This window comes from Streptomyces sediminimaris, assembly GCF_047049295.1.
In the GTDB taxonomy this organism is placed as follows: Bacteria; Actinomycetota; Actinomycetes; order Streptomycetales; family Streptomycetaceae; genus Streptomyces; species Streptomyces sediminimaris.
The window spans coordinates 8,142,358-8,169,207 of the sequence record NZ_JBJWOT010000001.1; the positions used below are offsets into that span (position 1 = coordinate 8,142,358).

The following is a 26,850-nucleotide window of genomic DNA, read 5'->3' on the forward strand; positions in this document are numbered from 1 at the left end:
CTTCGTTCACTCCCGGTCCGCCTCCGCGAAAACCTGTTGGCCGGCCACGGCGACGACTGCTACCTTTCCGGCGGCCGTGCGAGAGAACGAGGAGGTGGTACCCGTGGACGCAGTATCGACATGGGTGCTCCCCTCCGGGGTCACGGTCGGGCGGTAGGTCGTCCGGGAGCGCCGCTCACGAGCACTCCCGAAAGGCACGACCATGCGATTCATCTCCGAACAGCGCCTCGACGACGGCGTCCTGGAGCGCGAGTTCACCCTCGGCGAGATCCCCGGCACCCTGTGGACGCCTGGATCCGCACCGGCCCCGCTGGTCCTGATGGCCCACAACAACGGCCTGCCCAAGGCGGAACCCCGGCTGGTGGCCCGGGCCCGGTACACCGCGGCGCGCGGCTACGCCGTCGCCACCGTCGACGCCGCCGGATGCGGTGACCGTCCCCGTTCCGCCGCCGACGAGCAGGCCCGTGCCGAACTGCGGCGGGCGATGCGGGCCGGTGAGCCGGTCGACGAGATCTTCGAGTCCTTCACCGGCCCGCTGGTCGAGAACGCGGCCCCGGAATGGCGGACCACTCTGGACGCCCTCCTCCAACTGCCCGGGATCGACGGCCCGGTCGGGTACTCCGGGTGGACCGCTCTCGGCATTCGGCTGGCGGTGACCGAGCCGCGTATCGCGGCCGCGGGCTTCTTCGCCGGGGGCTACGTGCCCCGCGCCCAGCGCGAGCAGGCCCGGCAGGTCACCGTTCCGCTGCTGTTCCTGCTCCAGTGGGACGACGAGGGCAACCCCCGGCAGCGGGCCCTGGACCTGTTCGACGCCTTCGGCAGCAAGGAGAAGACGCTGCACGCCAATCTCGGTGGCCACACCGGCACGCCGTGGTTCGAGCTGGAGGACGGGTGCCGGTTCTTCGGCCGGCACCTGAAGTAGGGGCGGGCCGGCGGGCCGGGGACGTCGGACTCGCGGATTCCCGGCCCGCGGCGGACAGTTGCGGCTGAACGTCATGCGTCGGTCCACCCCCCGCTCGGCGGGGTGGACCGATCGGTCGGAGGGTCAGGTGCGGCCGCGTGCCATGGCCGTGGTGGCCAGCCCAAGGACGACGGCGACGGCACCCGTGGCGGTGTTGCTGGCGATGGTGCCCGTCGTCGCCGAGGCGTTCTGCACCGCCCAGGGGGCGATGATCGCCCACGCTCCGATGGCGGCCGCGGCCCAGCCCATGCCGAAGGTCCGCTCGAAGACCGAACCGAAGCCCAGCGCCAGGACGGCCAGGGCGATACCGGTGACCAGGTTGCTCACGGCCAGCGGATTGCCGTTGAACCCGACCACCCACGGAGAGATCGCCAGGTACAGACCGGTCAGCAGGGTCAGCCCCTCCGTCGCCTGCGCGGTCGGCTTCGCCGAGATCTCCGCGGCCCGGCTCCTCATCGCCTGGATGTCGGGATGTTCCTCGATACGCGAGTTCATGGCCACGCGGGCCACCTTCTTCCTTCCTCTTGGGTTCTGGATTCCTCCCGTGTTGAGTATCCGCATACAGCGCGAAGAATCATGAGATAGCAGGATTAACCGAGATCATTTGTGTCGCTGTCCTCGGGCTCGATGAGGGCGAGTCCCAGCTCAGGGTGGTAGACCTTGGTCAGCGGGGGCGACGCCGCGCGCACGACGCTCTCCAGCGTGTCCGGTCCGTCCGTGACGAGCGCCTTCCCGTTCCCGACCACGCTGCCTTTCCTTCCCGGGGCCCGGACGCGGCGCCGGCCGCCCGCCGGCCCGCTACGGCAGAGCCGATGTGGAGGAGGTCCGTCCGGCGTCCTGTTTCCCGCCCGGCTGGTCATCGATGCCGTACGGGCCGCGACCGTGCAGCGCCCCGGTGCTCCGGTCGCCGCGCCACAGCTCCAGACACGCCGTACCGGCGACGAAGAGAGCGGTCGCGTCCGCGGCGAGGAGGAACCAGCCTGCCGCAAGCCTGGTTTCGTAGGCACCACTGACCAGGGAGAACGCGAAGGCGCCGGAACCGGCCACCACGAAGAGCAGCGTCAGTACGCTCGCCAGAGCCGTGTCCGGCAGAGCCGCCGCCACGGCCAGCGCGGCCGCCGCGAGAGCGATCCACCACAACGGGAACGCCCCGGCCGGAACCGCCGCCACCGGCAGCGCGGCACTCGCGTGAAGCGGGAGCACCATTCCCCAGACCAGCCAGGCCGCTCTCCACACACGCTGCGCGGACGCGGTCCGCCGGTGCTGCGCCGGATCGGAGCCGGCACGCCGGGGCGCCCGGGACGCCCGTGCCGGGCGCCCCTCCAGGGCGCTCGTGCCGGCCGCGAGAGTGGCCAGGAACAGCAGCAGGAAGGTGTACCCCCACCACTTCAGCCACCGCACGCACGTCCGAACCAGCCGGTTCACCGGCAGCAGCCCGGCCGGCGGACGATGGGACAGCATGAGGCGGGCGCAACGGGCGGCGAGCAATCGTCCGCGCGTGGCGACGGGGAACGGAAGCCAATGCGTGATCGTCCGCAGACCGATCCGCAGCATGATCAGGAAAATCATCGTTCGTTCTCCCCGCGCGTGGATCGCCCGTTCCAAGCTCTGGCGAGCTCCGGACACGGACCGTCGGGGGCAAGGGGGAGGCCGGGCCACCAGCCCCCGACGGTCCGTCGGCTCACGGGAGCCGCTCGTGGAGGTATCCGCCGCCCCGGCCTTGAAACGGGGGAATCGCCGGAGTGTGGAATGTCCGCGTCGCCGGTCGGGGAAGCCCGTACGCGAAGTCGGTCGGAAGCCCGTACGCGAAGGCGGTGCGCCGCGTTCGCGTCGTGCGGCACAACCGACCGGACCAGCCGTGGGTGGGCCCTTCGCGGGTGTCACCTCTCGGTGTGCTGCCAGACGGCGGTGAGGGCCGTGACGGGGTCGGGATCGCCCGGCGCCGACGGCCACCACTCACCGTCCTCGTGCTGGAGGTAGGGGTACCAGCGTGAGTCCGGGCCCAGGCGCAGCTGAATGCGGTGGCCGGTCAGGGTGAGGCGGTTGCGCCACACCCTGAGGGTCACCGGGGCGGTGGTCATGTCGGTGAGCGCCTCGGTCAGAGCGGTGCGGGCGGCTGCCATCACCGTCGGTCCGGGGCTGAGCGGCCGTTCGGCGACGCTGAGGCCCGTCGGGCCGCCGTAGCGCCAGGCCCGGGTGAGACGGGCGAACGCGGCCGGCCTGGCACCGGTGTTCTGCACGAGGTGGTGGAACCACTCGGCGCCGCAGCCGCTCGCGGCGATCCGTACCGCGTCCTGGTGCCGGCTCAGGTGCAGGCTGGTGGTATCACCGGTGAGCAGACGCGCGGCGCGTGCGGCGGTGTCCGCCCGGAGGCGTTCGAGGTCCGCGGCCGACAGGCCGGTGCCGGGTGGTGGGGCGGAGGCCGGTGCGGAGGTGTGGGGGGCCGGCTCGGGGAGGCCCGGGAGGGCGGGAGTGGGTTCCGCCCGGGCCGCCCACGCCGCGTAGGCGCGGGCGGCCGGGACACCGGCGGGCGCCGGTTCGGCGGCGGTCGTCCGGGCCGCGCTACGGCGCTCGCGCAGCCGGGCGAGGAGTTCCTCCCGTCCGCGGCCGCGCAGGGCGAACACCACGAAGGGGTCGGCGTCGATGGTGGCGGCGATGGCGTAGCACAGCGCGGCGGCGTGTTTGCAGGGGTGGCCCCAGTCGGGGCAGGAGCACTCGGGGTCGAGTTCGGAGGGCTGCGGGAGCAGCGGAACGCCGGCGTGGCGGGCGTCGTCGACGAGTTCGGCCGGCATCTCGCCGTCGAGGAGTGCGGCGAGATGCCCGGCGCGGGCCGCGACGGTGTCCAGGAGCGTGTCCCACTGGGCGCCGGTCAGGACGGGCAGGTGGACGGCGCAGCGGTAGGGGCGGGGCCTGCTGCCCTGGACGGCGGCCCTGACCTGCCCGGGGGCGATGGTGACCGGGCCGACCATGCCCTGGCGGGCGTAGGTGCGGCCGCGCGACAGGCGCCCCGAGTCCAGGGTGGAGTCCTCCAGGGCCGTCACCCAGGCCCGGCCCCACCAGGTCGCGGCGAAGGAACGCCGTCCGCGGGCGGGCGCGCGGCGCGGCCCGGGCGTCGAAGGGCTCATGACTGCCGTCCCAGGGCGACGAGTTCGGCGAGATCGGCGTCGGACAGTTCGGTCAGCGCGGCCTCGCCGGAGCCGATCACGGCGTCGGCGAGCGCGCGCTTGGATTCCAGCAGCCGCGCCACCTTGTCCTCCACGGTGCCCTCGGCGAGGAGTTTGTGGACCTGTACGGGCTTGTCCTGGCCGATGCGGTAGGCGCGGTCGGTGGCCTGGTCCTCGACGGCCGGGTTCCACCAGCGGTCGTAGTGCACGACATGGGTGGCACGGGTGAGGTTCAGGCCGGTGCCCGCGGCCTTCAGGGAGAGCAGGAACACCGGCACCTCGCCGCGCTGGAAGCGGTCCACCATGTCCTCGCGGGCGCCGACGGTCGTGCCGCCGTGCAGGAAGAGGGTGGGGACGCCTCGCTGCGCGAGGTGCTTCTGAAGCAGGGCCGCCATCTGCTTGTACTGGGTGAAGACCAGCGCCGACTCGCCTTCGGCGGTGATGGTGTCGAGGAGTTCGTCGAGCAGCGCCAGTTTGCCGGAGCGGCCGTGCAGCGGTGCCGACTGGCGCAGGTACTGGGCGGGATGGTTGCAGATCTGCTTCAGCGCGGTGAGCAGCTTCAGCACCAGGCCACGGCGTGCGATGCCCTCGGCCTGGGCGATCTTCGCCATGGTTTCGCGGACCACCGCCTCGTACAGACTCGCCTGCTCGGCGGTGAGCGGGACGACGCGGTCGGTCTCGGTCTTGGCGGGCAGTTCGGGGGCGATGCCCGGGTCGGACTTCCTGCGGCGCAGCAGGAACGGCCGGATGAGGCGGGACAGCCGTTCGGCGGCCTGCGGGTCCTCGCCGGACTCGACGGCGCGGGCGTGACGGTCGCGGAAGGCGGCGAGCGGGCCGAGGAGCCCGGGGGTGGTCCAGTCCAGCAGCGCCCACAGCTCGGAGAGGTTGTTCTCCACGGGCGTGCCGGTGAGGGCGACGCGGGCGCGAGCGGGCAGGGCGCGCAGCTCGCGGGCGGTGACGGCGTAGGGGTTCTTGACGTGCTGGGCCTCGTCGGCGGCGATCAGCGACCAGTCGTTCTCCGCGAGCACTTCCCGGTCACGGCGCAGCACGCCGTAGGTGACCAGCACGATCTCGTCGCCGGCCAGGTCCTTCAGATGGCGGTCGCCGCCGTGGTAGCGGCGCACCGGAGTGGCCGGCGCGAACCGGGCCGCCTCGCGCTGCCAGTTGCCGAGCAGCGAGGCGGGACAGACGACGAGTGCGGGTCCCGCGGTGGCGGGATCGGTCTGGCGGTGCAGGTGCAGGGCGAGCAGCGTGATGGTCTTGCCCAGGCCCATGTCGTCGGCGAGACACCCGCCGAGCGAGAGTTCGCACATCTCCGCGAGCCAGGCCAGGCCCCGTTTCTGGTAGTCGCGCAGGGTGGCATCGAGAGCGGCGGGCTGGGCGGCGGGGGCGCGGGACGCGGGGTCGCGGATACGGGCGACGAGGTCGCCGAGCGCCCCGACCGCCGCGCAGCGAAGGCGCTCCCCGTCCCGCTCCACCTCCCCGGTCAGCGCGGCCCCCAGCGCCTCCATGGGGGTGAGAGGTTCCATGCGGCGGCGCCGGGCGCGGGCCACCAGCCTCGGATCGGCGACCACCCACTGCTCGCGCAGCCGGACGAGGGGGCGGCGTGCCTCGGCGAGGGCGTCCATCTCCGCCTCGGTGAGCGGTTCGCCGCCGAGCGAGAGCCGCCAGCGGAAGTCGAGGAGGGTGCCGGTGTCCAGCAGGCCGCCCGCGCTGGAGCCGGGCGCCGAGCGTTGCCCGATCTCCGCGGCCGAGCTGAGCGCCCTGACCAGCTCGCGCGGCCAGTGCACGTCGATACCGGCCGCGCGCAGCGTGTCGGTGGCGTCGCCGAGCAGGTCGAACGCCTCGTCGTCGGTCAGCCGCAGCTGGTCCGGAGCGGGGTCCTTCAGCAGCCGGTCGAGCGGGGGCCAGACGCGGGCGCCGCGGCGCAGGGCGAGCAGCGTCTCGCGCTCGGCGCGCGGGCCGAGCAGGCGCTCGCTCTCGGCGGGCTCGCTCCACAGACGTGCGGCCTCCACGACGAGCGCCGGATCCGCCGCGGTGTGCACCTGCAGCACCGCCCGGAACTGCCGACGGCGTCCCTCGGGTACGTCGACCCGCAGCGAGACCCTGACGTCGGCGGTGAACGCGGCCGCGCTCTCCTCGGCCCACTCCCGCAGGGCGGGCACGGCACGCGTCTGCCGCCAGGCGTACGGCAGGGCTCCCATGGCGAGCGCGGCGGCGGGGGTGCGCACCAGCTCGTCGGCGACCGCGTCGCAGAACCGGCGTACCAACCCGGCCGGTTCGGTGATCCGCAGCGGAGCCGGGCCCGGCTCAGGGAGGCAGTGGGCGTGCGGCGGGAAGGCGGCGGCGAGGGCGTCCAGGGTCTGGCGCTGGGCGGCGGTGAACGGGCCCGCCTGCCAGGTGTCGTGCCCGGCGGGGGTGAGGGCCGGATGGAGACGGCCGTCGGCGATCAGCCGGAGCGCGAACCGGGCGGCGGCCTGCCACGCGGCGGCGGACGGGTGCGTCGGCCGTGCCCCGGTCAGGGCGGCGACGGCGAGGGCGACGGGCAGCGCGTACCCCTGCGTCCCGCGCCGTCTGACGGAGCGGCCGTGCGGCAGCACCAGCTCGGCCGCCTCGGTCCCGATGCCGGCGGGTGCCATGCCCTCGGCGGTGGCTGCCCCGGCGGGCCGCCAGAGCAGCAACCGGCCAAGGCGGGCGGGTTCGCCGGGCAGGAACACCGCCGCCCAGCCGCCGTCGAGCAGGCTCCGCGCCCAGGCAGCCGCCTCCGGCGTGGCCGGAGGCGGCAGGTTCCTCACGTCCGTGCCCGGCTCCGGTACGACGACTCGTGCCACGCTCTTTCATCCCATCGTTCCGCCGGCGAACCACACCGCGCCTCGCCCCCGAGGAACGACAGCCCGTCGACACGGTGCCGCAACTCCGGTCTCCTGCCGAGCGGCCCGAGTTCGAGTCGGAGCCCCGGACGACGTCGAGCCGGAGCCCGGACGGGGGCTGCCTTCCTGTCCCGCCGCGTCCGTTGCTCCCGGCTCCCGGTGCCGGGCTGCGCGGACGACCCCATCATGTCGCTGTCCGTGCGCCCGGCTCAAACCGGGCCGTGACGGCCACCACCGTTGGGACACAGAGGGGTTCGACGCCGCGCGCCGCGGCTGCCACTGATGTCCGCGCTGCCGCCGGGGCACTCCGCGAGCCGGCCCGTGACGTCTCTGGGCCGTTCACGCACCCGGGGCGGGAAAGGCCTCAGTACGCGTGATGGGTCTGCCAGAAGGCCCAGGCCTGGCAGGGGCTGCCGTACCGGCTGTTCATGTAGTTCAGGCCCCACTTGATCTGCGTGGCCGGGTTCGTCTGCCAGTCCGAGCCCGCGGAGGAGTACTTGGAGGCGGGCAAGGCCTGCATCAGGCCGTAGGCCCCGGAGGAGGCGTTCATCGCGTGCATGTTCCAGCCGGACTCGTGCTCCACGATGTCGCTGAAGCACTGGAACTGACCGCTGGGCACGATCTGCCGGGCCACCGCCTGGATCTGGGCGGCCGTGTAGGAGCTCCGGACCGACAGGACGGTGCTGCCGGCGGCGGACTTCTTCGCCTCGGCGCGTTCCCTGGCCTTCTTCTCGGCGGCGGCCTTCTTGGCGACCGCGGTCTCGGCGGCGGCCTTGCGGGCGGCCTCCTCGGCGTCCTTCCTGGCGCCCGCGTCGGCCTGGACGGCCTGGGCGTCGGCCTGCTGCGTCAGGGACGCGGTCTGCACCTGGGCCTGCTGCCCTGCCGGCAGGTCCGCGAGGAGCGTGACGTCGGCTGCCGTGGGCTCGGCGTCGTTCGTCTGCGCGGTGCTGTTCGAGGCGACACCGACGACGCTTCCGACAGCGGTGACCGCGGAGGCCGAGGCCACCGCGAATCCCCGGACCGAAATCGGGCTCACACGTCTTCCTTCCGGTTCGTCCGTGCCGTCATGCCCTGACGTGCTCGGACAACTCGCTTGCAGGGTCCCGCAGTTCGAACACTTTGCCGCGCCCGGGCAGGCGGCGCAATGGTGGAGAAGGTGTGGATGCTCACATCTGAGGTCAGTGGTGCGCGGTCGTCCCGCGGTCGTGCTCGGCGAGTGCTGGGCTCAGTGCCGGGCGGACTGCGCCCGGGTCGGTTGCACGACGTCGGACCGTACCGCGATTCCGCTGATGGTCAGCCGTTCTCCGTAGATGTCCGTGATTCTGATCGTCTTGCCGCACCCGCTGCCGTCGGCGGCGACGAAGTAGTCGTACGCGGTGCGCGGCAGGCGCCGCCAACCGTTCGCGGTGCGGACCTCGAGCGCCGTGACCGGGTTCCTCTGACCGATCGTCTGGATGGCGCACCAATACGGGCTGGAGCCGGTCTTGTACCTGATGGAGATCGTGTCGGTCGTCCTGGGACTCACCAGGCTCCAGGTGATCGGGACACGGCCGGTCTTGAGGGCGGCGAGCTTGGCGAAGGCCTGTTCGCTGAGGTCGGGTTGCCCGGGTGCGCAGGGCAGGGGGCATTCGTTGGTGACGCGTACCGTGACGGAGTTGCCGTTGGCCGCGCGGACGAGCACGTAGGCGCCGCACATCCGGGACGTCTCGTAGTCCGTGGTGTTCATGGCCGCGATCATGAGGTCGCGGCTCGGGCCGTAGAGGCAGGCACCGTCTCCGTCGCCGGCCTGGTAGGCCGTGCCGGGCCGGATCCGCCCTGCCGGCGAAGTCGTGACGGACGTCCGCGGGGGCCGTCGGGTCTCGGTGGGCGACGGCGGTGCGGACGTGGTGGTCGCGGCGGTTGGCGGGCTGGAGGTGCCGGTGGGGTTCGCCGTCGCGGCCGGGGTGCCCGTCTCGGTGGTGGCTCTCACGTGCGCGGCGGCGGGGGGTGTGGCCGCGGCTGCGGCAGGTCCCGCGTGGGCGTCGCGGTCGTGGTGCGGGGCCACGGCCAGGTAGGCGAGGAAGGCAGTGGCGGTCAGCGCCGATATGGCGCCCGGGATGAGCGTGCGTCTGCGCCTGCGCTGTCGCGCGGCCCGCCTCGGTGCGTTCATGTGCCGTCCGTCCGGAAGATCGATCCGATGGTGCACATCTCAGTGACCGCGGGGAGCGAAGAGGCTGCCGCCGGTTTGCGCACGGGACAGGGATCCGCCCGGCGGAGGGCGGAGGGCGGAGGGCGGGTGGCGGGTGGCGGAGGACGGACGGTGGTCGCGCGTGGGCCGGCACGGCCGCGTGCGTGAAGTGTGCTCGGGGCCGGGCGAGGATGCATGCTCCCTCCCGGCGTCGGTGGTGGCAGGACGGCCGCGCGATCGGACCGGTCGCCTGTACGGCGGTCCAGTCCGGCTCCGTCATCCGTCCCGGAGACTCTCATCCTGGCATCGGCCATCAGTCCGGTTTAGTGTGGTTCCTGTTGCCCCGGACCTCGGCACTCACGGCCGCCGAGCAGTCCTGTGGCGCGGCGTTACAGCGCTTCCGGTCTGCACCTCTCCGGCGTTCAGAGGACGAGGGGATGATCCCATGGGGCGCGACGTCCGGCTTTTCAGCCTTCCGCGCATCTGCGGCGAAGAGGTTTCCTCGCAGCTCGCGCACGTGTCCTCGGCCATGGAAGTCCGGCGGGAGAGTGACGCCGTCAGCACCGCCGAGGCGGCACGCGGCATGCTGGTCGGCTTCGGGGTGCCGAAGCTGACGGCCTCGCGGGTGGCGGACACCGTCCGAGTGGGCTGTCACTACATGCGCGGCCACAGCGAGCAGGCCCGTTTCTGGGTCATGCTCACCACGGACGACGTCGGCGTCACCGTCATCTTCACCGACTGGGACGAGCCGCCCGCGGGGGACAGTCCCGAATGGCATCCCGAGATGGAGGACCCGGCAGCGATCGACTTCGGGCGTCTCGGCGTGCGCACGAGCGCCCAGGGCTATCTGCGGGTCGGTTGCCGGATCCAGTGGTCCTGGCTGGAGAACAGCCGGGTGAACGGCATCGCCCGCTCGACCTCCCCGACCGATGAGGGGCTGCGCCACTGATGCGCAGGGTCGGGATCCTGCCCGGCCGGCGGCCATGGAGTGGGGCCGCCGGCCGGGCACCTGCTACGGGTTTTCCGTCCGCGAAAGGGGCCCTTCGGCTCCATGACGGAAGCCGAGGAGCCCTCGCGCCGCCGCTTGCGGCCACTTCAGAGTGGGGGGAGTCCGTCCCGGTCCCCGGCCCTTGGACCGTTGTCCCCGCCCGATCGGAGATGCGTCCATGTCCCGCCCCGTCACCGTCGGGATCGACGGCAGCGCCCCCAGTCTCGCCGCGGCTTCCTGGGCCGCCCGCGAAGCGGAACTCCGCGACGCGCCGTTGCACATGCTCGCCGCCTGGTCCGTCGCGGACGGTGTCCGTCCCGACGCGCCGGAGGCGGCCGCGAGCCGCCACTGGGCCGTACGTTCGCTCGACCTGGCCCTGGACCGGCTGCGCGGCCGCCACCCCCGGCTGGAGCTCCACGCCCGGCTGCTGAACGCCCGGCCACGCGAGGCCCTGCTGAACGCGGGCGCCGATGCGGAACTTCTGGTGCTCGGCTCCCGCGGCCTGGGCGGCACGTCCGCCCTGCTGCTGGGCTCCACCGGCGCCCAGACCGCCGCACAGGCCGACTTCCCCGTCACCCTCGTCCGTTCGCTGCCCCATCCCCACGATCTGCCGGACGGCCCGGTCCTGCTCGCCGTCGACGCCGGGCACGACGCGCCCGACAACGTCATCGCCCTCGCCTTCGAGGAGGCGGCGATGCGCAAGGCCCCGCTGCGCGCCCTGTACGCCTGGCTGCCGCCGGGCCTCCTGCCCACCTACCCGGTCACCGTCGCGTCCCGGCCCCACGGCCGCTCGCCCCAGGCCCGTCACGCCGAGCACCGGCTCACCGAGGTCCTGCTGCCCTGGCGGCGGAAGTTCCCGGACGTACGGGTGGAAGAGGTCTGTCTGGAAGACGTTCCCGCCGGCGCCGTGGCCGCGGCGGCCCGCCGCGCCGCCCTCACGGTGCTCGGGCACCGCGTGTCGCCGGACGCCGGGTCCCGACTCGGAGCCGTCGCCCACGCCGCCGTACGCGACGCGCCCTGTCCGGTGCTCCTCGTCCCCCACATGTGACACCAGGGCGGCCCCCGCGGTGGCAGGCGCAACATCCTCCTCTGCTTTCCTCTCGTTCGCGCCCGTCACAGGCTCACGACCGCCCGTCGAAGGCTCACGCGGCTTCGCGCGCCCCCGGATTCCCCGAGGCCGGCGGCCGTGCCCACCACCCGCAATCAGGAAGAGGCGGTGAGACGCAATGGCACACGCTCCCTCCCGCGGTGAGGCCGGCGCCCTGGTGTCCGGCCCGGTGAAGGCCCATCGGGATGTGCGGCGGGCGTGGTGGACGCTCCTGCTGCTCTTCCCGGCCTTCGTGGCGGCGGTGTTCCTTGGCGACTGGCTGCTCAGCCTGCAGGGCTACGACGACAGCGACGCGAGCGTGCCCCTGGGCACGACGCTCGTGGCGGGCGGTTGCGCGCTGCTGGTGCTGATCGCGCCGCCCCTGGCCGCGCTCTTCTACGGTCTTCGCGGTCACCGTCACGGCGACCCGGGCGGTCTGGCACCCGCGCTGGTCGGCGGCATCACGGCCGTCGTGCTGGTCGTCCTGAACGTCGTCGCGCTGGTCACCGGCCGCTGACGCACGCCCGTCCGGCCCGGTCACGGCCGATCGCCGCGACGGGGTGTCACTCTTCCGGCAGCGGATCCAGATAGACCTCGTCCTCGTAGCACCAGGCCCAATGCTCACCGGGTGCCAGGGTCCGTGCCACCGGGTGCCCGCAGGATTCGAAGTGGGCCGTGGCGTGAGCGCCGGGAGAACTGTCGCTGCAGCCGACATGGCCGCAGGTCAGGCAGAGCAGCAGGTCGGCTGGGGCGCGCCCGAGTGCCGCGCAGGCCGGACAGGTGTCGCTGAGCGGCGCCCGCCCGGCCGACGAGGTGTGTGAACACCGGCGTCCCGACGGCCGACCGCCGTCGGGACGGGGCGCCCACCTCGTCACCGGTGACCACCGGCTTGCGGGCTGCGCGTCCTTGAGGGCGCGGGCGTTCCGTACTTCACCGTATCCGGCCCGCCGGCATCCGTGAGTCGGCGACCGTCACGGATGCCGGAATGCCGGAGCGCTCCCGATGTGCCGGGCATGGTGGGCTCCTTCGCCGGCTTCGTTCCTACCGCTTGTTCCGCCCGAACCCGCACGGGAGATGCATGCGGCGCTCAGGGCGTCGACCTCGACACCGTCCTCCGCCGCAGCGAAGGACGGAGGCCCTGCCCTCTAGTCCATGGCGTCCATGGCATCCACGGAACCCACGGCGTCCGCCGCAGGCTCGGCATCCGCCGCGTCTCGCCGCCGGTCGAGCATGGCGCGGCGGATGGCACGCCGTTGACCGGCTGTGGTAGCTCCCCAGACGCCGGCGTCTTCCCCGTTGTCGATGGCCCACAGGCGGCAGGTGAGGAGAACCGCGCAGCGACGGCAGACCTTCTGCGCCTGATCGACTTGCGGATCGCCGCTCAGCTCGGTGAGAGGGAAGAACAGCTCGGGATCTTCCTCTACGCAGGCGGCGTCACGCATCCATCCGCGACCGGCGGCGAGATGGCGAGGGGTGATGGGGTCGTGCAGCACAGTGCACCTCCGCACGGGACAGGCTGACACCTGGCTGTGGCACTGACGTGCCACAGACCCGGCAGGGGTGGATGTCCTACTGTAACGCCCGATATCACCTCTCAGGTCGGCGGCCGGCAGCGTGCTGCCAACGCACAGACCGGCGGGGATCCCGCGGCGAAGCCTGCGGGCGCCGTGCACGCGGGCGTGACCGCCTCCGGACGTGCGCCCGGCTGCCACCGGCGGCTGCCGCGCGCGTGAGCAGGGGTCGAACGCGTGCCGTGTACCGACCCACGTTCCGGTGAGATGCGCGCCGGCCGGGTGTGCCGCAACGTTTCGCCGCGGCACACCCTCATTGGCCTGCGCTGAAACGGGGTGCCCGGCAGGCACACGCGCCGCAGAGGCAGACAAAGGGGGTGACGCGCAGACATACCTCGATTGATCCGCGCGAGATCGACTACCACCCCACTGGGAGGAACTTCGTGCAGGTGGACAAGGTGGGTTTACGCCCGTACCGGCTGGCCGCAGCACCGGCTGTGCGGCGGATGTCCGTGGTGGCCCGGGTGTACGGCTATCCGCCGGACCACAACGCCGGCTCGGAGTGGATGCTGCACTCGATGCTGCGTCCGCTGGCAGAGCGCGGCCACCGGGTGTCGGTGTGGCTGTCGCACCCCGGAAGGAGCGAGCGGACCTACGAGATCGACGGGGTGGAGGTCGTCCCGTTCCAGCAGGGCATCGACTTCGCCGCCCGCGCTCACACGGCGGACGTGCTGGTCTCCCACTACGAGAACGTGCCCTTGGTGGCCGGCCTCGCCCGGGACCGTCTCATTCCCTTGGCCGTGATCTGTCACGACAATTTCGCGGTCAGCTTCCACAACGCGGCGGGTGCTGATCTCGTCGTCTACAACAGCGAGTGGATCCGGCGGGACGGCGAGATCTTCTACGCCCGCTATCCGCGCGAGTTCCTGCCCCGGCACAGCATCGTCGTGCGGCCGCCGGTGATCGCGCATGAGTACCGGACGCGGCCCGGCGACTGCGCGACCCTGGTCAACCTCAACGCCGACAAGGGCGGGGAGCTGTTCTGGCAGATTGCCGCCTGGACACCTCGGTGGAGTTTCCTCGGCGTCCGCGGCGCCTACGGGCAGCAGGTGATGCCCCCGCCCCGGCTGCCCAACTGCGAGGTCGTCGACGGTGTTCCCGGGAAGCGGATGCGCGAACACGTCTACAGCCGCTCGCGCGCGATTCTCATGCCGAGCCTCTACGAGTCCTGGGGGCGCGTGGCGGTGGAGGCGTTCGCCTCCGGCATCCCCGTGATCGCACACCCCACCCCCGGACTCGTGGAATCTCTGGGGCAAGCCGGTATTTTCGCCTACCGCGACGACCTCAACGCCTGGATCGACGCCCTGGCATCCCTCGAGAACCCGGACAACTGGGCCCGCGCGTCAGACCGGGCCAGAGCCCGCTCCCTCGAACTGAGCGCCACGGCCGACCTCGATCTGTGGTGCGACGCCATCGAGTCGCTGGCCAGATCCCGGGCCCTCAACGGCTCCCGCGGACGCGCGATCGGCACGCTCGTCGACGCCGCCGAAATGGGCCGCGGCACCAGGAACAAGGGCGCGGCCCGCGGGGGCGAACCGCACGCGTGTCCGTGTGCGTCACGGTGCTGCTCGGCGCAGGCGCGTCACGACTGACCCCCGGGTGACGACGATCAGCGTCACCGTCCGCCCGAGAGGGCATCTGCCGGGCGCCGGGTGCCGGGGCCTGGAATTCTCCGCGGGTGCTCGAATTTCGCCGCCCACGGCCATTCATGTCATGTGAGAAATTCGGCGGCAAGACGGTATTTGCTGTGCCCGAATAACCCGTCGGGTAGCCACGAAGAATGAAGACGTCGGGAATTCACTTTCCCTCGTCCATCATTTTTTTCACCCATTCGAATGAGAAGGGGGTTTGCGATGAATGAAGCGGCAAGGCTTTCAGTACGGCGCTTTCGCAGGCGTCCATCGCTCGCCGTACGAGCAGGATCCGCCTCTCGTCGTTCCCCGTTGACCCCCGGCTCGGAGTGAGCCGGGTCCGTCCATGAAAGGGAGATTGGCATGAACGCATCCGCTTTACTCGCATTACCGGTCGACACGCAGACGTCGGACCCGGAGTGGACGAGCATCAAAACCCTCGGCTACGCGAACCGGTTCTCCGTCTGGGACTCGGAGTTCCGGTACGACGGCCGGATCCGCGTGCCGATGGGCATCAAGATCACAAAGGTCCAGTACGCCTACTACGGCCGGGACGACCTGGCCTACATCAACGCGGTCGAGGTGCCACGCGGCCGCATGGGCATCGACCAGGAGTACGAGGTCGTCGACCTGACGTTCCTGGAGGACTCCGACGTCATCACCTTCACGCTGCGCGGCGACCTCAACGTCGACGCCGGACCGGAGCGGGGCCAGTACAGCCGCACGTACCAGCTCGGCGTCAAGCTCGGCCTCAGCGACGGCACGACCCGCCTCACGCACGTGGAGGTGGAGGTGCTCTGGCCGGGCTACGACCCGGACAGCGGGAGGATCGGACGGCCCTTCGTCCGCCTGCCCTACGACAGGGGCTGGGGCGGGACCCCCAACAGCCAGGCGGGCTTCGGGTATGTGTCGGACAACGGCTACATCGCCGACAAGTTCATCATCGACCTGGTCAACCCGCGCCAGGGCAGGGAGAACGTGGCCGGCAACAACAGCGACCACGTGTACTACCAGCTGGTGCACGAGGACGGCACGCCGTCGCATCTCACGCCCGCGCCGGTCAAGTTCAACGTCAAGGGGCACGCGGACGCCGGGACCGGCAACAAGCGCATCCTCGACGCCGTCAACCTGCGGGACGAGGGCGACAAGCCGGGGTACTACCGGTTCCTGGTCTGGCCGCAGTCCACCAACACCTCCGACGGCAAGACAAGCTCCCTCAGCTGGGATCCGGACAAGCCGGAAGACGCCTTCCAGATCGGCAGCGTCTACTTCCGCTACACCGCCACACGCAGCGCCGGCTTCACGGTCGTGCCGGGCGGACCGCCTGACGTCAGGCTGACCGCCGGAGGCCGCGTCGGCTACCCGGGGGTGCGTCTCGAAACCAGCGAGGGGCCGGTCCCCGAGCAGACCGTCCAGGTCAGCCTCCCGCACGGGATGGGCCTGCGGTTCGTCGAGGAGGGCAACCCCGGCTACCAGCTGACCGTGCTGGACTCCGACGGGGTGCAGAAGAACTACGTCGGACGGCTGTCCCAGAACGGCCAGACCCTCACCTTCTCCAAGGTGAACGTGGCGCTGTCGGGCAAGTCCTCCAGCTCCACCATGTGGGTGGCGGTCAAGGCCATGGACCCGGACGCCACCGGCCGGACGTCACTGACGTTCCAGGTGGGGGACGAGACGAGCCAGAGCACCCCGGTCGAGGTCGGCGCCCGCTGACCGCTGAGGCCGCGGCCGGCCCGCGCCCCGACGAGGCGTGTGCCCCGGCGGGGCGCGGGCGCGGCGAAGACGGATTGCGATGCCGCCGAGCCGGAGCTCTTCAAGACGGCGCTCCGGCTCGGCGGCATCGGTCCGTGTCGGGTCCTCGTCTCAGGCTCTCATCGCAGCACCCGCGCGTACGGTGCGACGGCGATCCGGTCGATCAGCGGCGCGTACCGGGAGCGGAGCAGGGCCTCGGGGAAGGTGTCCGAGGCGTAGGTCGTACCGTCGAAATTCGGCAGCTCCTCGGAGCGGAAGGCGATCGTGTTGCGCCCTTTCCCGAGGCGGACGGGGACGGTCGACTCCCAGAAGTTGTCCTGGTGAAAGGTGTGCGGGAAGCCGACACGCAGGGGCTTGCCGCCGTTGACCGTGATGTCGGCGTGGCGGGCCAGCGGGTCCGGGTTGTAGTGCGTGGCCTGTGACTGCTCCGGGTTGGAGTAGCGGACGCGCAGCGCGTACAGACCGGGCTTGTCCGCGGTGACGGTGAAGGTGGCCGTGTTGTCGTTGCCCGGCTCGCCGCCGACACCGGTGATCGCGGTTCCGCCGGTCGCCAGGGGCAGACGGGCCAGTGTGGCCGAGCCCGTGAGCTCGGCGTCCCGGGCCTCGTACGTCCGTGTCCCGAGCGTGCCCTCGGTCGGCGTGACCGTCAGGCGGTCGACGAGCGTCGCGGCCGGACTGCCGGTCACCGTCACCTTGTTGATGCCGCCCGAGAGGGAGACGGCCACCTTGTGCCTGTTCCTGGTCACCCGCAGTACGTCGTGTCCGTTGACGGAGAGACGCGCGTCGGCGGGGCCGAGCGTGTCGACTCCGAGGGTGGCCTCACGGTCGGCGGGGGAGTAGACCCAGAACGTGGCCGTCTGGTCCTCCGCGACGCGGACCGCACCCGAGCCGGTGGCGGGGGTACCGGCGTGCTCGGGCGGGTCGTAGACCGGCCGCGCTCCGCCGCCCGTCCAGGCCAGCTCGCCCTCGTAGACCTCGGTGGCCGCCGACGCGTCCGGCAACGACAGGGTGAGACGGTCCACGATGGCGTCGCCCTTGGTGGCGCGCCCGCCGTCGAGGCTCCGCGCGGCGAGCGTGAGGGTGTGCCTGCCCTTGGTGAGGCGCACCGTGGTGTCGGTGTGGTCCCACACCACCCACTTGTAGCCGAGCGGCAGGTACAACTCCTGCTCGCCGTCCGCCTTACCGTCCACACGGAGGAAGACGTTGGTGGGCCCCTGCTCCTTCACCTTGTCGAAGGTGTTGAGCGAGTTGGCGAAGACGCGCAGGTCGTAGGTGCCGTCCTCGGGCACGTCCGCGGTGAAGTCCAGGGTGACGTCCGACCCGGTGCGCAGGCCGCCGACGTCGTAGCCGCCGGAGGTGTAGAACTTCGACACGTCGCCGGCCGAGCCCTCGGGGCCGTTCCTGGAGTAGCCCGAGCCGGTGTGGGCGGCGTCCTCCGCCTCGTAGGACCCCTGCCAGCGTACGGGCGCGGCCCGGGTGTCCTTGGCCTTCCCGGCCGGGCTGAGGATGATCTCGTAGGCCGAGGAATCCCTCAGTCCCGGCAGGGTGCCGTCGCCGAAGTCGACGACGACCCTCCCGTCGTCACCGACCCTCAGGTTCTGCTCGGTGAGCAGCTTCGGGCCGGAGTTGTCCCCGATCTGCCCGCTCCAGTCGATCTCGCGCACCCAGGCGTGGACGCGGTCGCCGAAGATCTTGCGGGGGACGTCCGCGAAGGTGATGTGCCCCTTGCCTTCGGACCCGCCGAAGAGCAGCCGGGCCTGTCTCTTCCGGTCGTCGAGTGTGGCGACGCCCTGCATGGTGTAGTTCTCGCCGGGGAACGGCGGGGTCACCCGCACCGTGTGCCCGCTCATCGAGGCGTAGGCGTGCAGGAGCCACCACTGGCCGTTGCCGCGGTTGGACTGCACCGCGGAGTCGGAGAGGTTGCCGTCGATGTTCCAGTACGCGATGTCGGCGTCGACCTTGGACTCCTCGATCGCGGAGATCCACTGGATCATCTGGCCGGGGACGGAGGTGTGGTAGTTGAAGGCGTACTCGTTGATGTTGACGGGCAGTTCGGTGCCCTCGCGGGGGGTGCCCTTGAACAACTCCCGCTCCCAACCCCGGTACTTGGCGACGCTCCGGCGCACCGCCTCGGGGTGGCTCAGCTCGTGCCAGGTGATGACGTCCGGCAGAGTGCCGGCGGCCAGGGTGTGGGCGAGGAAGCCGTTCACCTGGTCGTACAGGATGCTGGTGTTGGGGCCGGCGATGCGGGCGCCGGGCATCTCGCGCCTGATGAGCCGGTGGACCTCGTCCCAGGCGGCGAAGTAGGCCTGGGGATCGCTCAGCCAGCTGACCTTGTCGTAGCTCCATCGGCCGGTGCCGAACATGTTGCCCTCGGGCTCGTTGAACGGCACGAAGACGATGTTGTCCTGGTACCGCTTCGGCAACCGCAGCACCTGGCCGACCTGCTTGCTGATCTTCTCCTCGTAGAGCCTGAGCTTCTCGGCGGGCGTGTCGCCGGGCCACTCGTACGGGAAGCCGCGGTGGATGTCGGTCATGTAGATGTAGACATCGCCGTCGGTGGAGTCGGCCAGCGGTCGGACCACCTCCAGCGCGTCGGCCCCCGGATGCTGCGGACCGTCCTGCGCCTTGGTGGAGACCGTGCGCAGCCCCATGCCCTGGATGAGGTTGCCGGTGGGCACGTCCGGTCCGTACACGCCGTAGAGGGTGCCGGAGGCGCCGCCGTGGAAAGCGCCGGTGCGTGAGCCGAGGTCCACGGTCAGGGCTCCCTCACGGACCACGGTGACGGTGGCGTTCACCGCACGCCCGGCCGCGTTCCCGGCCACCGCGAAGGTGCCCGGCCGGGCGTACTTCTCGGCCGGCACGGCGTCCCAGGCGACCGGTGCGTCGCGGTCGTAGCCGTCGGAGAAGGAGGAGCGGACCACGGAAGGGAGCGAGGGGGCGGATCCGGTCGTCGTACGGACCTCGAAGGACGTCTGCGAGAGCTGCTGGAGGGTGGGAAGACCGCCGACCGTGCCGGCCACCTGATCCGGCCGGAGCGCCGAGTGCCAGACGGTGAAGTCGTCGATCGCGCCCTTGAGCAGCGGGTCCTCGTAGAACGACTTGCCGATGTAGCCGGCGGCCGTGGCCGAACCGTCGAGCAGGTCCCCGGCCCCGACACTCGTCTCCGCGGAGGAGACGGCGACGCCGTCGAGGTAGGTGGTGAGTCTGCGGGCGGAGGTGTCGAGGGTGACGGTGACGGTCCGCCAGGCGTCGGCGGGCAGCGGCGCGTAGCCGCGGACCTGGGTCTCCGCGCCTGCTCCGCCGGTGGTCACGGAGGTCTGGAACAGGCCGTTGCCGTTGTACGGGCTGCTGAAGAGGTACTGGGAGGTGTTGGTGCCCAGATCGAACAGCCGTTGCCAGGACGACGTGTCGCCGCTCCACCTCACGCGCGCCGAGACGGTCAGGTCGTTCGCGCCGGCGAGCACGTCGCGGGGCAGGCGGACGTAGGCGCCGTCGGAGGTGGACGCCCCGCCGGGCAGGGCCAGCGCCCTGCCGCCGTCGCTGCCCGCAACGGCCCGGGCGGTGGAGGCGTTGACCAGGGCCGCCGTCAGGCCGTTGCCCGAACTGTCGGTGATCCTGCCGGAGGCGAGGTCGTCCTCGTCGAAGGTGTAGTGGGCGGTGGGCCGGGGCGTACCGGCCGCCCGCGCGGGGGCTGCCGGTGCGGCGAGGAGACCCGCACCGAGGGCCAGCGCCATGGCGGCCGGGGCGCGGCGCCGGGCGGGTCTGTCAGCGGATGGCATGGATCGCGTCCTCAATGCTTCGGTGTCGAGGGAATCCTTCGGTGTCGAGATGTCGAGGTGCCGAGGTATCGAGTTGCCGATGTTTCGCGGTGCCGGTGCTTCGCGGTGTTGCGACGTCGAATCGGTTCGACCGCGTGTGGCACAGGAGGCGGGACATGTCTCATGCGTGCGGATGTGGCGGCGCCGAACTCGGGGGGAGGGGCGGCGGGAAGGGGGAACCATGCTCCCCGGACCTGCGAGGGAATCTCTAGGTCGAACCGGTTCGGGGAAGCTAGCACCCGCGACGCAGGCCGGCAATCCCTCCGACCCGGCCAAAATCGGGCTGTCCTACGAACGTGGAAGTGCGGTCGAAGGTGTTGACACTCCTCTCGTGCGGTTCCTACCGTCACATCACGCGAACCGGTTCGACGACCGGCGCTCGCTGGTAGCCCTGTCCTGTGCCCTCATGACCGGCGAGCTTCTCCCAGCCGAGGAGCCGAACCGGTGCGAGGAAGGAGCCGCTCGTGAACATCGGTGAGATCGCCCGGCGGGCCGGTGTCTCGCGCAGCACCGTGTCCTACGCGCTGAGCGGCAAGCGGCCGGTCTCGGACGACACCCGCCGGAAGATCCAGCAGGTCATCGACGAGCTGGGCTACCGGCCGAACGCCAGCGCCCGCGCCCTGGCCAACGGCCGGACCAACACGATCGGTCTGGCGTTCCCGCCGGCGGGCGACCACTACACCGGCATGCAGCTCGACTTCATCGGCAGTGTGGTGGAGGCGGCCGCGGCCTACGACTACGACGTACTGCTCTCGCCGAGCGGTGCGGACAGCGACCGTTCGTTCCAGCGGCTGCTGGGCGAGCGTCGGGTCGACGGAGTGATCCTGATGGAGATCAGACTGGCGGACGACCGGGTCGATCACCTGGCCGCGCTGGGCTTCCCCTCCGTCGCCATCGGCCGCACCGCTCACCCGGAGGACGGCTGGTGGGTCGGACTGGACCACACCGCGCTGGCGGCGGCATGCGTCCACCACCTGGCGGACCTCGGCCACCGCCGGGTCGCCTTCGTCAACCGGCCCGAGCAGCTGCTGCGGGCCGGATACGAGTCCGCACACCGTGGCCTGGACGGCTTCACGAAGGCCGCGGCGGAGCGCGGTCTGAGCGTACGCACCTACTGCTGCGGGGACGACGCGGCCTCGGGCCAGGCATGCGTGGACCGGATCCTGCACGACGACCCGGCCACCACCGCCCTGGTCACGTTGAACGAGGCCGCCCTGGGCGGTCTCTTCCGCGGTCTCGCCCAGGCGGGCCGCCACGTGCCGCGCGACTTCTCCGTCACCGGGGTCGTGGCCGGCCGCTGGGCGGAGACGGTGACCCCGCAGCTCACCGCGGCCGACGTGCCGGCGGCGGAGATGGGCCGCCGCGCCGTCGACCTGCTGGTGGAGCGGCTCGGCCAGCCCGGCGCGCCGCCCCGGCACCATCTGCTCACGCCCCCGATCTCCCTGCGGGCCAGCACCGGTCCCGCCGGGGCCGCCACGACCCCCTGACCCGCGCCGACGCCGGCCTCGTCCACGTCACGCCCTTCACGTCACGTAGGCCTCTGTACGTCACGTAGACCTCTGCACTTCCCGTACGTAGACCTCCGCACTTCCGGTACGTGGACCTCCGCACTTCACCGGGCGCCGGACCGCCCAGCAGCGCGGTTCGCCGTGCCCGCCCGTCCCTCGTCGCCCCCGGGCCGTGTCCGACCGTGCCCGCCCGTCTCTCCTGGCCGCACCCGTGCCTCTTCGCTGCCCCGTGTCCTCGGCACCCGCGTGCCCGAAACGAAGGAACCCGCAATGAACAGTTCTTCCAGACGGCGCCGTCTGACCGCCGCAGGACTGACCGCCCTGGCCGTGGCGGTCAGCGCCACCGCCTGCTCGTCCGGGTCCGGCGGCGCCGGCACCAAGGGCGCCGACAGCGGCACGTACACCCTCTGGGACCCGTACCCGCAGTTCGACAAGACCTCGGCCTGGGCGAAGTTGCTGGACCGGTGCGGCAGCAGGGCGGGAGTGAAGGTGAGGCGAACCGCCTTCGACACCAGCGACCTGGGCAACAAGACGCTGCTGGCCGCGCAGCAGGGCAACTCACCGGACGTCCTCATCGTCGACAACCCGGTGGTGTCGACCCTGGCCGAGGCGGGAGTGCTCACCACGACCGGCGACAACAAGCTGGACACCTCGAAGGTGGACCCCAACCTGCTCGCGGCCGGCCAGTCGGGCGGCAAGACCTACGGCACGCCGATCGGCGCCAACACCCTCGCCCTCTACTACAACAAGGAGGTGCTGAAGAAGGCCGCCGTGGACGTCGCGTCGGTCAAGGACTGGACGTCGCTGACAGCGGCGCTGTCCAAGGTCAAGAAGGCCGGGAAGAAGGGCATCACCTTCTCGGCGATCGGCACGGAGGAGGGCAGTTTCCAGTTCCTGCCGTGGTTCTGGGGCGCGGGCGCCGAGCTGACCGAACTCGACTCCCCCCAGGCCGTGTCGGCGCTGTCGCTGTGGACGGACTGGCTGAAGCAGGGCTACGCCCCCGACTCGGTGCTCAACAACACCCAGACGACCAGCTGGCAGGAGTTCGCCGGCGGCGACTACGCGTTCAGTGAGAACGGGACCTGGCAGCTCGCAGGCGCCAAGAAGGCCGGCTTCGACTACGGGGTGCTTCCGGTCCCGGCCGCGTCGGGCGGCACCGCGGCGGCCCCGACCGGCGGCGAGTTCGTGACCCTCCCGGTCCAGGAGGACACCGGCCGCTACACCACCTCCCGGAAGCTGGCGACCTGCCTGACCAGCACCGGCAACCTCTACGACACCGACACCACCCTGTCCTACGTGGCCCCCACCACCGAGGTCCAGGACAAGCAGGTCGCCGCCGACGCCGAGCTGAAGCCGTGGGTCGACGCGGTCAAGGCGGCCAGGGGCCGCACCAGTGACGGCCTGGGCACCCGATACCCCAAGATCTCCGAGCAGATGTGGAAGGCCGTCCAGTCCGCCCTCAGCGGGTCCAAGTCACCGAAGGACGCGCTGCGTTCGGCTCAGGCCGCGGCCAAGTGACGTGGCCCGGATGAAGCAGACGACCCGTCCGCCGGAGCACCGTCCCGCAGGCGTGCGGAACGCGCCGGCCCCCGCCGGCCCACCCCCGGACCGCAGCACGAAAGCGCGCCGGCCCCACTCCACGCAGTGGGCCGCCTGGGGATTCCTCGCCCCGGTACTCCTCTATCTCGCCCTCTTCTACGCCTATCCGCTCTACCGCAACCTCGATCTGAGCCTGCGCGACTACACCGTCCGCTCCTTCGTCCAGGGCGACGCCCCGTTCACGGGCCTGGCGAACTACCGCAAGGTCTTCGACGATCCGATCTTCATACCGGCCCTCCTGCACACGGCCGTGTTCACCGCCGTGTGCCTGGTCTTCCAGTACGCGATCGGGCTCGCCCTCGCGGTCTTCTTCAACCAGAACTTCCGGCTCTCGGCCACCCTGCGCGCCCTGTTCCTGGTGCCCTGGCTGCTGCCGCTGATCGTGTCGGCCTCGACCTGGTCGTGGATGCTCAACAGCGAGTCGGGGGTCGTCAACGCCACCCTGCACACTCTCGGCATCGGGCCGGTGAACTGGCTGACCTCGCCGTCCTGGTCCCTCGCATCGGTGATCATCGCGAACATCTGGATCGGTGTCCCGTTCAACCTGGTCGTGCTCTACAGCGGCCTGCAGTCCATCCCCGCCGGTCTGCACGAGGCCGCCGCCATCGACGGGGCGAACGCCTGGCAGCGCTTCTGGCGCGTCACCTTCCCGCTGCTGCGCCCGGTCTCCGCGATCACCCTGCTCCTGGGGCTGATCTACACGCTCAAGGTGTTCGACATCATCTGGATCATGACCAAGGGCGGCCCTGCCGACTCCTCCACCACCTTCGCCACCTGGTCCTACCAGCTCGGCTTCGGCAACCTCCTGCCGGCCTTCGGCCCGGGCGCGGCCGTCGGCAACCTGCTCGTCGTCGCCGCGCTGGTCTTCGGCCTGATCTACGTTCGTATGCAGAGGAAGCAGGCGCTGTCATGAGCCGAAGCCGCAGGCGGACGTGGGTCAGGACCATGTTCGGTGCCGTGCTGACGGGGATCATGCTCTTCCCCGTCTACTGGATGCTCAACGTCTCCCTCACCCGCGACCAGGACATGCGCAAGAGCCCTCCGGACCTGCTCCCGCTGCACGGTACCCTGGTCGGCTACCGCGCCGTCCTCGACGAGCAACTGCCCTACCTCGGCACCAGCCTCGTCATCGGCCTGGGCACCGTCGTGCTGACCGTCGCCGTGTCCGCACCCGCCGGCTACGCGCTGGCCGAACTGCGCCCGCGCGGCGGCGGCGTCATCCACTTCGTCCTGCTGGCCGCCCAGATGATCCCCGGCATCATCATGGCGATGGGCTTCTACGCCGTCTACCTGCAACTCGGCCTGCTCCGGTCCGTCCCCGGACTGATCGTCGCCGACTCCACCCTGGCCGTCCCCTTCGGCGTCCTCGTCTTCACCGCGTTCATGTCCGGCATCCCCGGCGAACTGCTCCAGGCCGCGCGGGTGGACGGGGCGAGGGCCCTTCGCACCTTCTGGTCCGTCGTGCTGCCGGTCAGCCGCAACGCCGTCGTCACGGTGTCCCTGTTCGCGTTCCTGTGGTCCTGGTCCGACTTCGTCTTCGCCAGCACCCTCGCGGGCGGCGGCGCCCACGAACCGATCACCCTCGGCATCTACCGCTACATCGGCAACAACAACCAGCAGTGGAACGCCATCATGGCCACCGCCGTCGTGGCCTCGCTGCCGGCCGCGGTGATCCTCGTCCTCGCCCAGCGCTATGTCGCCGCCGGCGTCACCGCCGGTGCCGTCAAGGACTGAAACCGCCAACTCGCCACAACGACCGCCTCTTCGCGGGTCGGTCGCCGCCCCCGCCCCAGAAACGAGTCACGCCGCCATGACCGCCGCCCCGTCCGGCCCGGCCTTCTCCGTCCACGAGATCCCGTTCAGCACGTACGGATCCTGGTTCGACATCTCGCCCGTGACGGCGGAGAAGACGTACGCCGAGGACCTCCACCTCGTCTCGCACCAGAACGGCATCCACGGCGTCCTGCGCCTCGTGCCCCGCGACATCACGACGGAAGCCCGTGCCAGGACCCGGACCGAGGCGAGACCGGGCCTGCTCAGCTGGATCGGCGACGACGGGCACATCGACCTCGCCTACGAAACGCCGGACACCGTACGCCTGCGGGGAACCGGCCTCGGCATCGGCGTCTTCGCCGCCGCGCACCTGCTGACCCCGTTCAGCGGAACGTACTTCTTCCACGACCCGGCGGCGGACGCGCACGTGTTCACCTCCTACGAGACCGGGCGCCGCTACCGCGTCACCACGCTGTCCGGCACCCTCGCCGAGGCCGTCGGAACCCAGGCCCTGGGCAGCGCCGACCGCGGTCTCAGCGTGCCCGCGCGAACAGCGCGGACAACGGACGGCGCCTGGGAGATCGCGATCGAGGAACTCGACACCGCCCGCCCGCCGTACCGGGCCTCGACGGCCTTCGGTGAGATCGTCGAGGCCGCTCAGCACAGGTTCGCCGCCTTCGCCGACGCGATCGCCCCCTGGCGCTCGGCGGCGACACCGGCGGCCGAACTCGCCGCCTACGTCGTCTGGTCGGCGACGGTGCGGCCGACGGGCCTCGTCACCCGGCCCGCCGTGCTGATGTCCAAGCACTGGATGGACAAGGTCTGGAGCTGGGACCACTGCTTCAACGCCCTCGCCCTGGCCCCCGGCTGCCCCGATCTGGCCTGGGACCAGTTCGCCCTGCCCTTCGACCACCAGGACGCAGGCGGCGCCCTGCCGGACTCGGTCACACACTCCGAGGTCCTGCACAACTTCGTCAAGCCGCCCATCCACGGCTGGGCGTTCGGCCGTCTGCGCCGCCGGCTGCCGGACCCTCCCGGCCGGACCGAACTGGCCGAAGCGTACGAGCGGCTGGAGCGCTGGACCGACTTCTGGCTCACCGCACGGCGTGCGCCCGGGGCCCGGCTGGCCCACTACCAGCACGGCAACGACAGCGGCTGGGACAACGCCAGCACCTTCGACCCCGAGCGGGTGGTCGTCACCGCGGACCTGGCCGCTTTCCTCGTCCTGCAGATGCGTGAACTCGTCGCCCTGGCAACGCAGCTGGGCAGGAACGACGAGGCACGCCGGTGGACCTCCCTGGCCGAGGAGACGCAGTCGGCACTGCTCGACCAGCTCTGGAACGGCGACAGGTTCCTCACCCGGGGAGTCGCCACCGGCCGCAGCTGGAGCAGCGCCAGCCTCCTCGACCTGATGCCCATCGTCCTGGGCGAGCACCTGCCCGACGAGATCGGCAGCACGCTGGCCGACCGCATCAAGGCCCATATGACGCCGTACGGCCTGTCCACGGAGCTGACCACCTCGCCGCACTACCTCGCCGACGGCTACTGGCGGGGACCGATCTGGGCCCCCGTCACCGTCCTCGTCGAGGACGGTCTGCGGCGGGCCGGCCACCACCGGCTCGCCGACGACATCAGCGCCCGCTTCCGCGCCCTGTGCGAAACGCACGGCTTCGCCGAGAACTTCGACGCCCTCACCGGAACCGGGCTGCGTGACCGCGCCTACACCTGGACCGCCAGCAGCTACCTCCTCCTTGCCGAAGCACACGCACTCGGACACGCACGCTGACAAGAACGTCAATTCCGACGCCACGATCACAGCCGTGCAGTCGGGTCTCTGCCTGGACGCCGACAAGCAAGGGACCGCGGACGGGACGAAGGTCCAGCTGTGGAGTTGCACGGGTGGTGCGAACCAGCAGTGGAGCTTCCGGAACTGACACCCCGGGCCGGTCCGCCTCCGG

22 protein-coding genes are annotated in these 26,850 nt (G+C 71.4%); 12 read left to right on the forward strand and 10 right to left on the reverse strand.

Annotated elements, in window-relative coordinates; genetic code table 11:
* Positions 1-202: 202 nt before the first annotated feature.
* The gene (locus ACJ9NR_RS37205) at positions 203-922 is read left to right on the forward strand and encodes a dienelactone hydrolase family protein (RefSeq protein ID WP_412492717.1); all 720 of its coding nucleotides are present in this window, start codon (positions 203-205) and stop codon (positions 920-922) included.
* Between the two features lie 123 nt (positions 923-1,045).
* Here the strand turns inward: ACJ9NR_RS37205 and ACJ9NR_RS37210 are convergent, their stop codons facing one another.
* The 7 genes from ACJ9NR_RS37210 to ACJ9NR_RS37240 all read right to left on the reverse strand — a co-directional run bounded on the left by ACJ9NR_RS37210 (position 1,046) and on the right by ACJ9NR_RS37240 (position 9,144).
* Entirely contained in the window at positions 1,046-1,456 is a 411-nt protein-coding gene (locus ACJ9NR_RS37210; RefSeq protein WP_412492718.1) for an SPW repeat protein, read from the reverse strand.
* Between the two features lie 95 nt (positions 1,457-1,551).
* Complete coding sequence (locus ACJ9NR_RS37215) at positions 1,552-1,707, reverse strand: hypothetical protein (RefSeq protein ID WP_412492719.1); 156 nt, start codon at positions 1,705-1,707, stop codon at positions 1,552-1,554.
* A gap of 52 nt (positions 1,708-1,759) precedes the next feature.
* Positions 1,760-2,530, reverse strand: a complete 771-nt coding sequence (locus tag ACJ9NR_RS37220) for a hypothetical protein (protein ID WP_412492720.1) — start codon at positions 2,528-2,530, stop codon at positions 1,760-1,762.
* A 311-nt stretch (positions 2,531-2,841) separates the two neighbouring features.
* Positions 2,842-4,086, reverse strand: coding sequence for an SWIM zinc finger family protein (locus ACJ9NR_RS37225; RefSeq protein ID WP_412492721.1), 1,245 nt, complete (start codon positions 4,084-4,086; stop codon positions 2,842-2,844).
* Positions 4,083-6,956, reverse strand: coding sequence for an SCO1167/SCO6262 family helicase (locus ACJ9NR_RS37230; RefSeq protein ID WP_412512758.1), 2,874 nt, complete (start codon positions 6,954-6,956; stop codon positions 4,083-4,085). The genes ACJ9NR_RS37225 and ACJ9NR_RS37230 overlap by 4 nt, the downstream gene beginning before the upstream one ends.
* Positions 6,957-7,359: 403 nt before the next feature.
* Positions 7,360-8,031, reverse strand: a complete 672-nt coding sequence (locus ACJ9NR_RS37235) for an aggregation-promoting factor C-terminal-like domain-containing protein (protein ID WP_412492722.1) — start codon at positions 8,029-8,031, stop codon at positions 7,360-7,362.
* A 189-nt stretch (positions 8,032-8,220) separates the two neighbouring features.
* Positions 8,221-9,144, reverse strand: a complete 924-nt coding sequence (locus ACJ9NR_RS37240; RefSeq protein WP_412492723.1) for an expansin EXLX1 family cellulose-binding protein — start codon at positions 9,142-9,144, stop codon at positions 8,221-8,223.
* Between the two features lie 463 nt (positions 9,145-9,607).
* Between ACJ9NR_RS37240 and ACJ9NR_RS37245 the strand changes: the two genes are divergently transcribed.
* From ACJ9NR_RS37245 to ACJ9NR_RS37255, 3 genes are all read left to right on the forward strand, one after another.
* Positions 9,608-10,111, forward strand: coding sequence for a hypothetical protein (locus ACJ9NR_RS37245; protein ID WP_412492724.1), 504 nt, complete (start codon positions 9,608-9,610; stop codon positions 10,109-10,111).
* A gap of 217 nt (positions 10,112-10,328) precedes the next feature.
* A complete protein-coding gene (locus tag ACJ9NR_RS37250) occupies positions 10,329-11,198 on the forward strand; it encodes a universal stress protein (protein WP_412492725.1) in 870 nt (289 codons plus the stop codon).
* 178 nt (positions 11,199-11,376) lie between these two features.
* Positions 11,377-11,754, forward strand: coding sequence for a hypothetical protein (locus ACJ9NR_RS37255; protein ID WP_412492726.1), 378 nt, complete (start codon positions 11,377-11,379; stop codon positions 11,752-11,754).
* A 46-nt stretch (positions 11,755-11,800) separates the two neighbouring features.
* Here ACJ9NR_RS37255 and ACJ9NR_RS37260 read toward each other — a convergent pair whose 3' ends face one another.
* Together ACJ9NR_RS37260 and ACJ9NR_RS37265 are read right to left on the reverse strand one after the other, a co-directional pair.
* Complete coding sequence (locus ACJ9NR_RS37260) at positions 11,801-12,112, reverse strand: UBP-type zinc finger domain-containing protein (protein ID WP_412512759.1); 312 nt, start codon at positions 12,110-12,112, stop codon at positions 11,801-11,803.
* Between the two features lie 270 nt (positions 12,113-12,382).
* Positions 12,383-12,730: a WhiB family transcriptional regulator gene (locus ACJ9NR_RS37265; protein WP_412492728.1), complete on the reverse strand. Its 348-nt coding sequence runs from the start codon at positions 12,728-12,730 to the stop codon at positions 12,383-12,385.
* 395 nt (positions 12,731-13,125) lie between these two features.
* On the opposite strand from ACJ9NR_RS37265, the gene ACJ9NR_RS37270 reads away from it, so the two are divergent.
* Positions 13,126-14,400 (forward strand): glycosyltransferase family 4 protein, encoded by a 1,275-nt coding sequence (locus ACJ9NR_RS37270; protein WP_412492729.1) that lies wholly within the window; start codon positions 13,126-13,128, stop codon positions 14,398-14,400.
* Positions 14,401-14,802: 402 nt separating this feature from the next.
* Positions 14,803-16,152 (forward strand): hypothetical protein, encoded by a 1,350-nt coding sequence (locus ACJ9NR_RS37275; protein ID WP_412492730.1) that lies wholly within the window; start codon positions 14,803-14,805, stop codon positions 16,150-16,152.
* Positions 16,153-16,310: 158 nt separating this feature from the next.
* On the opposite strand, the gene ACJ9NR_RS37280 is transcribed toward ACJ9NR_RS37275, so the two are convergent.
* Complete coding sequence (locus tag ACJ9NR_RS37280; protein ID WP_412492731.1) at positions 16,311-19,973, reverse strand: LamG-like jellyroll fold domain-containing protein; 3,663 nt, start codon at positions 19,971-19,973, stop codon at positions 16,311-16,313.
* 503 nt (positions 19,974-20,476) lie between these two features.
* On the opposite strand from ACJ9NR_RS37280, the gene ACJ9NR_RS37285 reads away from it, so the two are divergent.
* The 6 genes from ACJ9NR_RS37285 (at position 20,477) to ACJ9NR_RS37310 (ending at position 26,826) form a co-directional block, all read left to right on the forward strand.
* Positions 20,477-21,499 carry a LacI family DNA-binding transcriptional regulator gene (locus tag ACJ9NR_RS37285; protein WP_412492732.1) on the forward strand — a complete coding sequence of 341 codons (1,023 nt, stop codon included), beginning with the start codon at positions 20,477-20,479 and terminating at the stop codon, positions 21,497-21,499.
* A 291-nt stretch (positions 21,500-21,790) separates the two neighbouring features.
* Positions 21,791-23,038 carry a sugar ABC transporter substrate-binding protein gene (locus ACJ9NR_RS37290; RefSeq protein WP_412492733.1) on the forward strand — a complete coding sequence of 416 codons (1,248 nt, stop codon included), beginning with the start codon at positions 21,791-21,793 and terminating at the stop codon, positions 23,036-23,038.
* Between the two features lie 10 nt (positions 23,039-23,048).
* Positions 23,049-24,032, forward strand: coding sequence for a carbohydrate ABC transporter permease (locus ACJ9NR_RS37295; RefSeq protein ID WP_412492734.1), 984 nt, complete (start codon positions 23,049-23,051; stop codon positions 24,030-24,032).
* Positions 24,029-24,853, forward strand: coding sequence for a carbohydrate ABC transporter permease (locus ACJ9NR_RS37300; protein ID WP_412492735.1), 825 nt, complete (start codon positions 24,029-24,031; stop codon positions 24,851-24,853). The genes ACJ9NR_RS37295 and ACJ9NR_RS37300 overlap by 4 nt, the downstream gene beginning before the upstream one ends.
* 76 nt (positions 24,854-24,929) lie before the next feature.
* Positions 24,930-26,678: an amylo-alpha-1,6-glucosidase gene (locus tag ACJ9NR_RS37305; RefSeq protein ID WP_412492736.1), complete on the forward strand. Its 1,749-nt coding sequence runs from the start codon at positions 24,930-24,932 to the stop codon at positions 26,676-26,678.
* A complete protein-coding gene (locus ACJ9NR_RS37310; protein ID WP_412492737.1) occupies positions 26,602-26,826 on the forward strand; it encodes an RICIN domain-containing protein in 225 nt (74 codons plus the stop codon). The genes ACJ9NR_RS37305 and ACJ9NR_RS37310 overlap by 77 nt, the downstream gene beginning before the upstream one ends.
* Positions 26,827-26,850: the final 24 nt, after the last annotated feature.

Excerpts from the sequence above, each read along its gene's own strand:
- ACJ9NR_RS37205 (WP_412492717.1), top strand. The coding sequence starts at position 203 with ATGCGATTCATCTCCGAACAGCGCCTCGACGACGGCGTCCTGGAGCGC.
- ACJ9NR_RS37210 (WP_412492718.1), bottom strand. The coding sequence starts at position 1,456 with ATGAACTCGCGTATCGAGGAACATCCCGACATCCAGGCGATGAGGAGC.
- ACJ9NR_RS37220 (WP_412492720.1), bottom strand. The coding sequence starts at position 2,530 with ATGATTTTCCTGATCATGCTGCGGATCGGTCTGCGGACGATCACGCAT.
- ACJ9NR_RS37225 (WP_412492721.1), bottom strand. The coding sequence starts at position 4,086 with ATGAGCCCTTCGACGCCCGGGCCGCGCCGCGCGCCCGCCCGCGGACGG.
- ACJ9NR_RS37240 (WP_412492723.1), bottom strand. The coding sequence starts at position 9,144 with ATGAACGCACCGAGGCGGGCCGCGCGACAGCGCAGGCGCAGACGCACG.
- ACJ9NR_RS37245 (WP_412492724.1), top strand. The coding sequence starts at position 9,608 with ATGGGGCGCGACGTCCGGCTTTTCAGCCTTCCGCGCATCTGCGGCGAA.
- ACJ9NR_RS37250 (WP_412492725.1), top strand. The coding sequence starts at position 10,329 with ATGTCCCGCCCCGTCACCGTCGGGATCGACGGCAGCGCCCCCAGTCTC.
- ACJ9NR_RS37255 (WP_412492726.1), top strand. The coding sequence starts at position 11,377 with ATGGCACACGCTCCCTCCCGCGGTGAGGCCGGCGCCCTGGTGTCCGGC.
- ACJ9NR_RS37275 (WP_412492730.1), top strand. The coding sequence starts at position 14,803 with ATGAACGCATCCGCTTTACTCGCATTACCGGTCGACACGCAGACGTCG.
- ACJ9NR_RS37280 (WP_412492731.1), bottom strand. The coding sequence starts at position 19,973 with ATGCCATCCGCTGACAGACCCGCCCGGCGCCGCGCCCCGGCCGCCATG.
- ACJ9NR_RS37290 (WP_412492733.1), top strand. The coding sequence starts at position 21,791 with ATGAACAGTTCTTCCAGACGGCGCCGTCTGACCGCCGCAGGACTGACC.
- ACJ9NR_RS37295 (WP_412492734.1), top strand. The coding sequence starts at position 23,049 with ATGAAGCAGACGACCCGTCCGCCGGAGCACCGTCCCGCAGGCGTGCGG.
- ACJ9NR_RS37300 (WP_412492735.1), top strand. The coding sequence starts at position 24,029 with ATGAGCCGAAGCCGCAGGCGGACGTGGGTCAGGACCATGTTCGGTGCC.
- ACJ9NR_RS37305 (WP_412492736.1), top strand. The coding sequence starts at position 24,930 with ATGACCGCCGCCCCGTCCGGCCCGGCCTTCTCCGTCCACGAGATCCCG.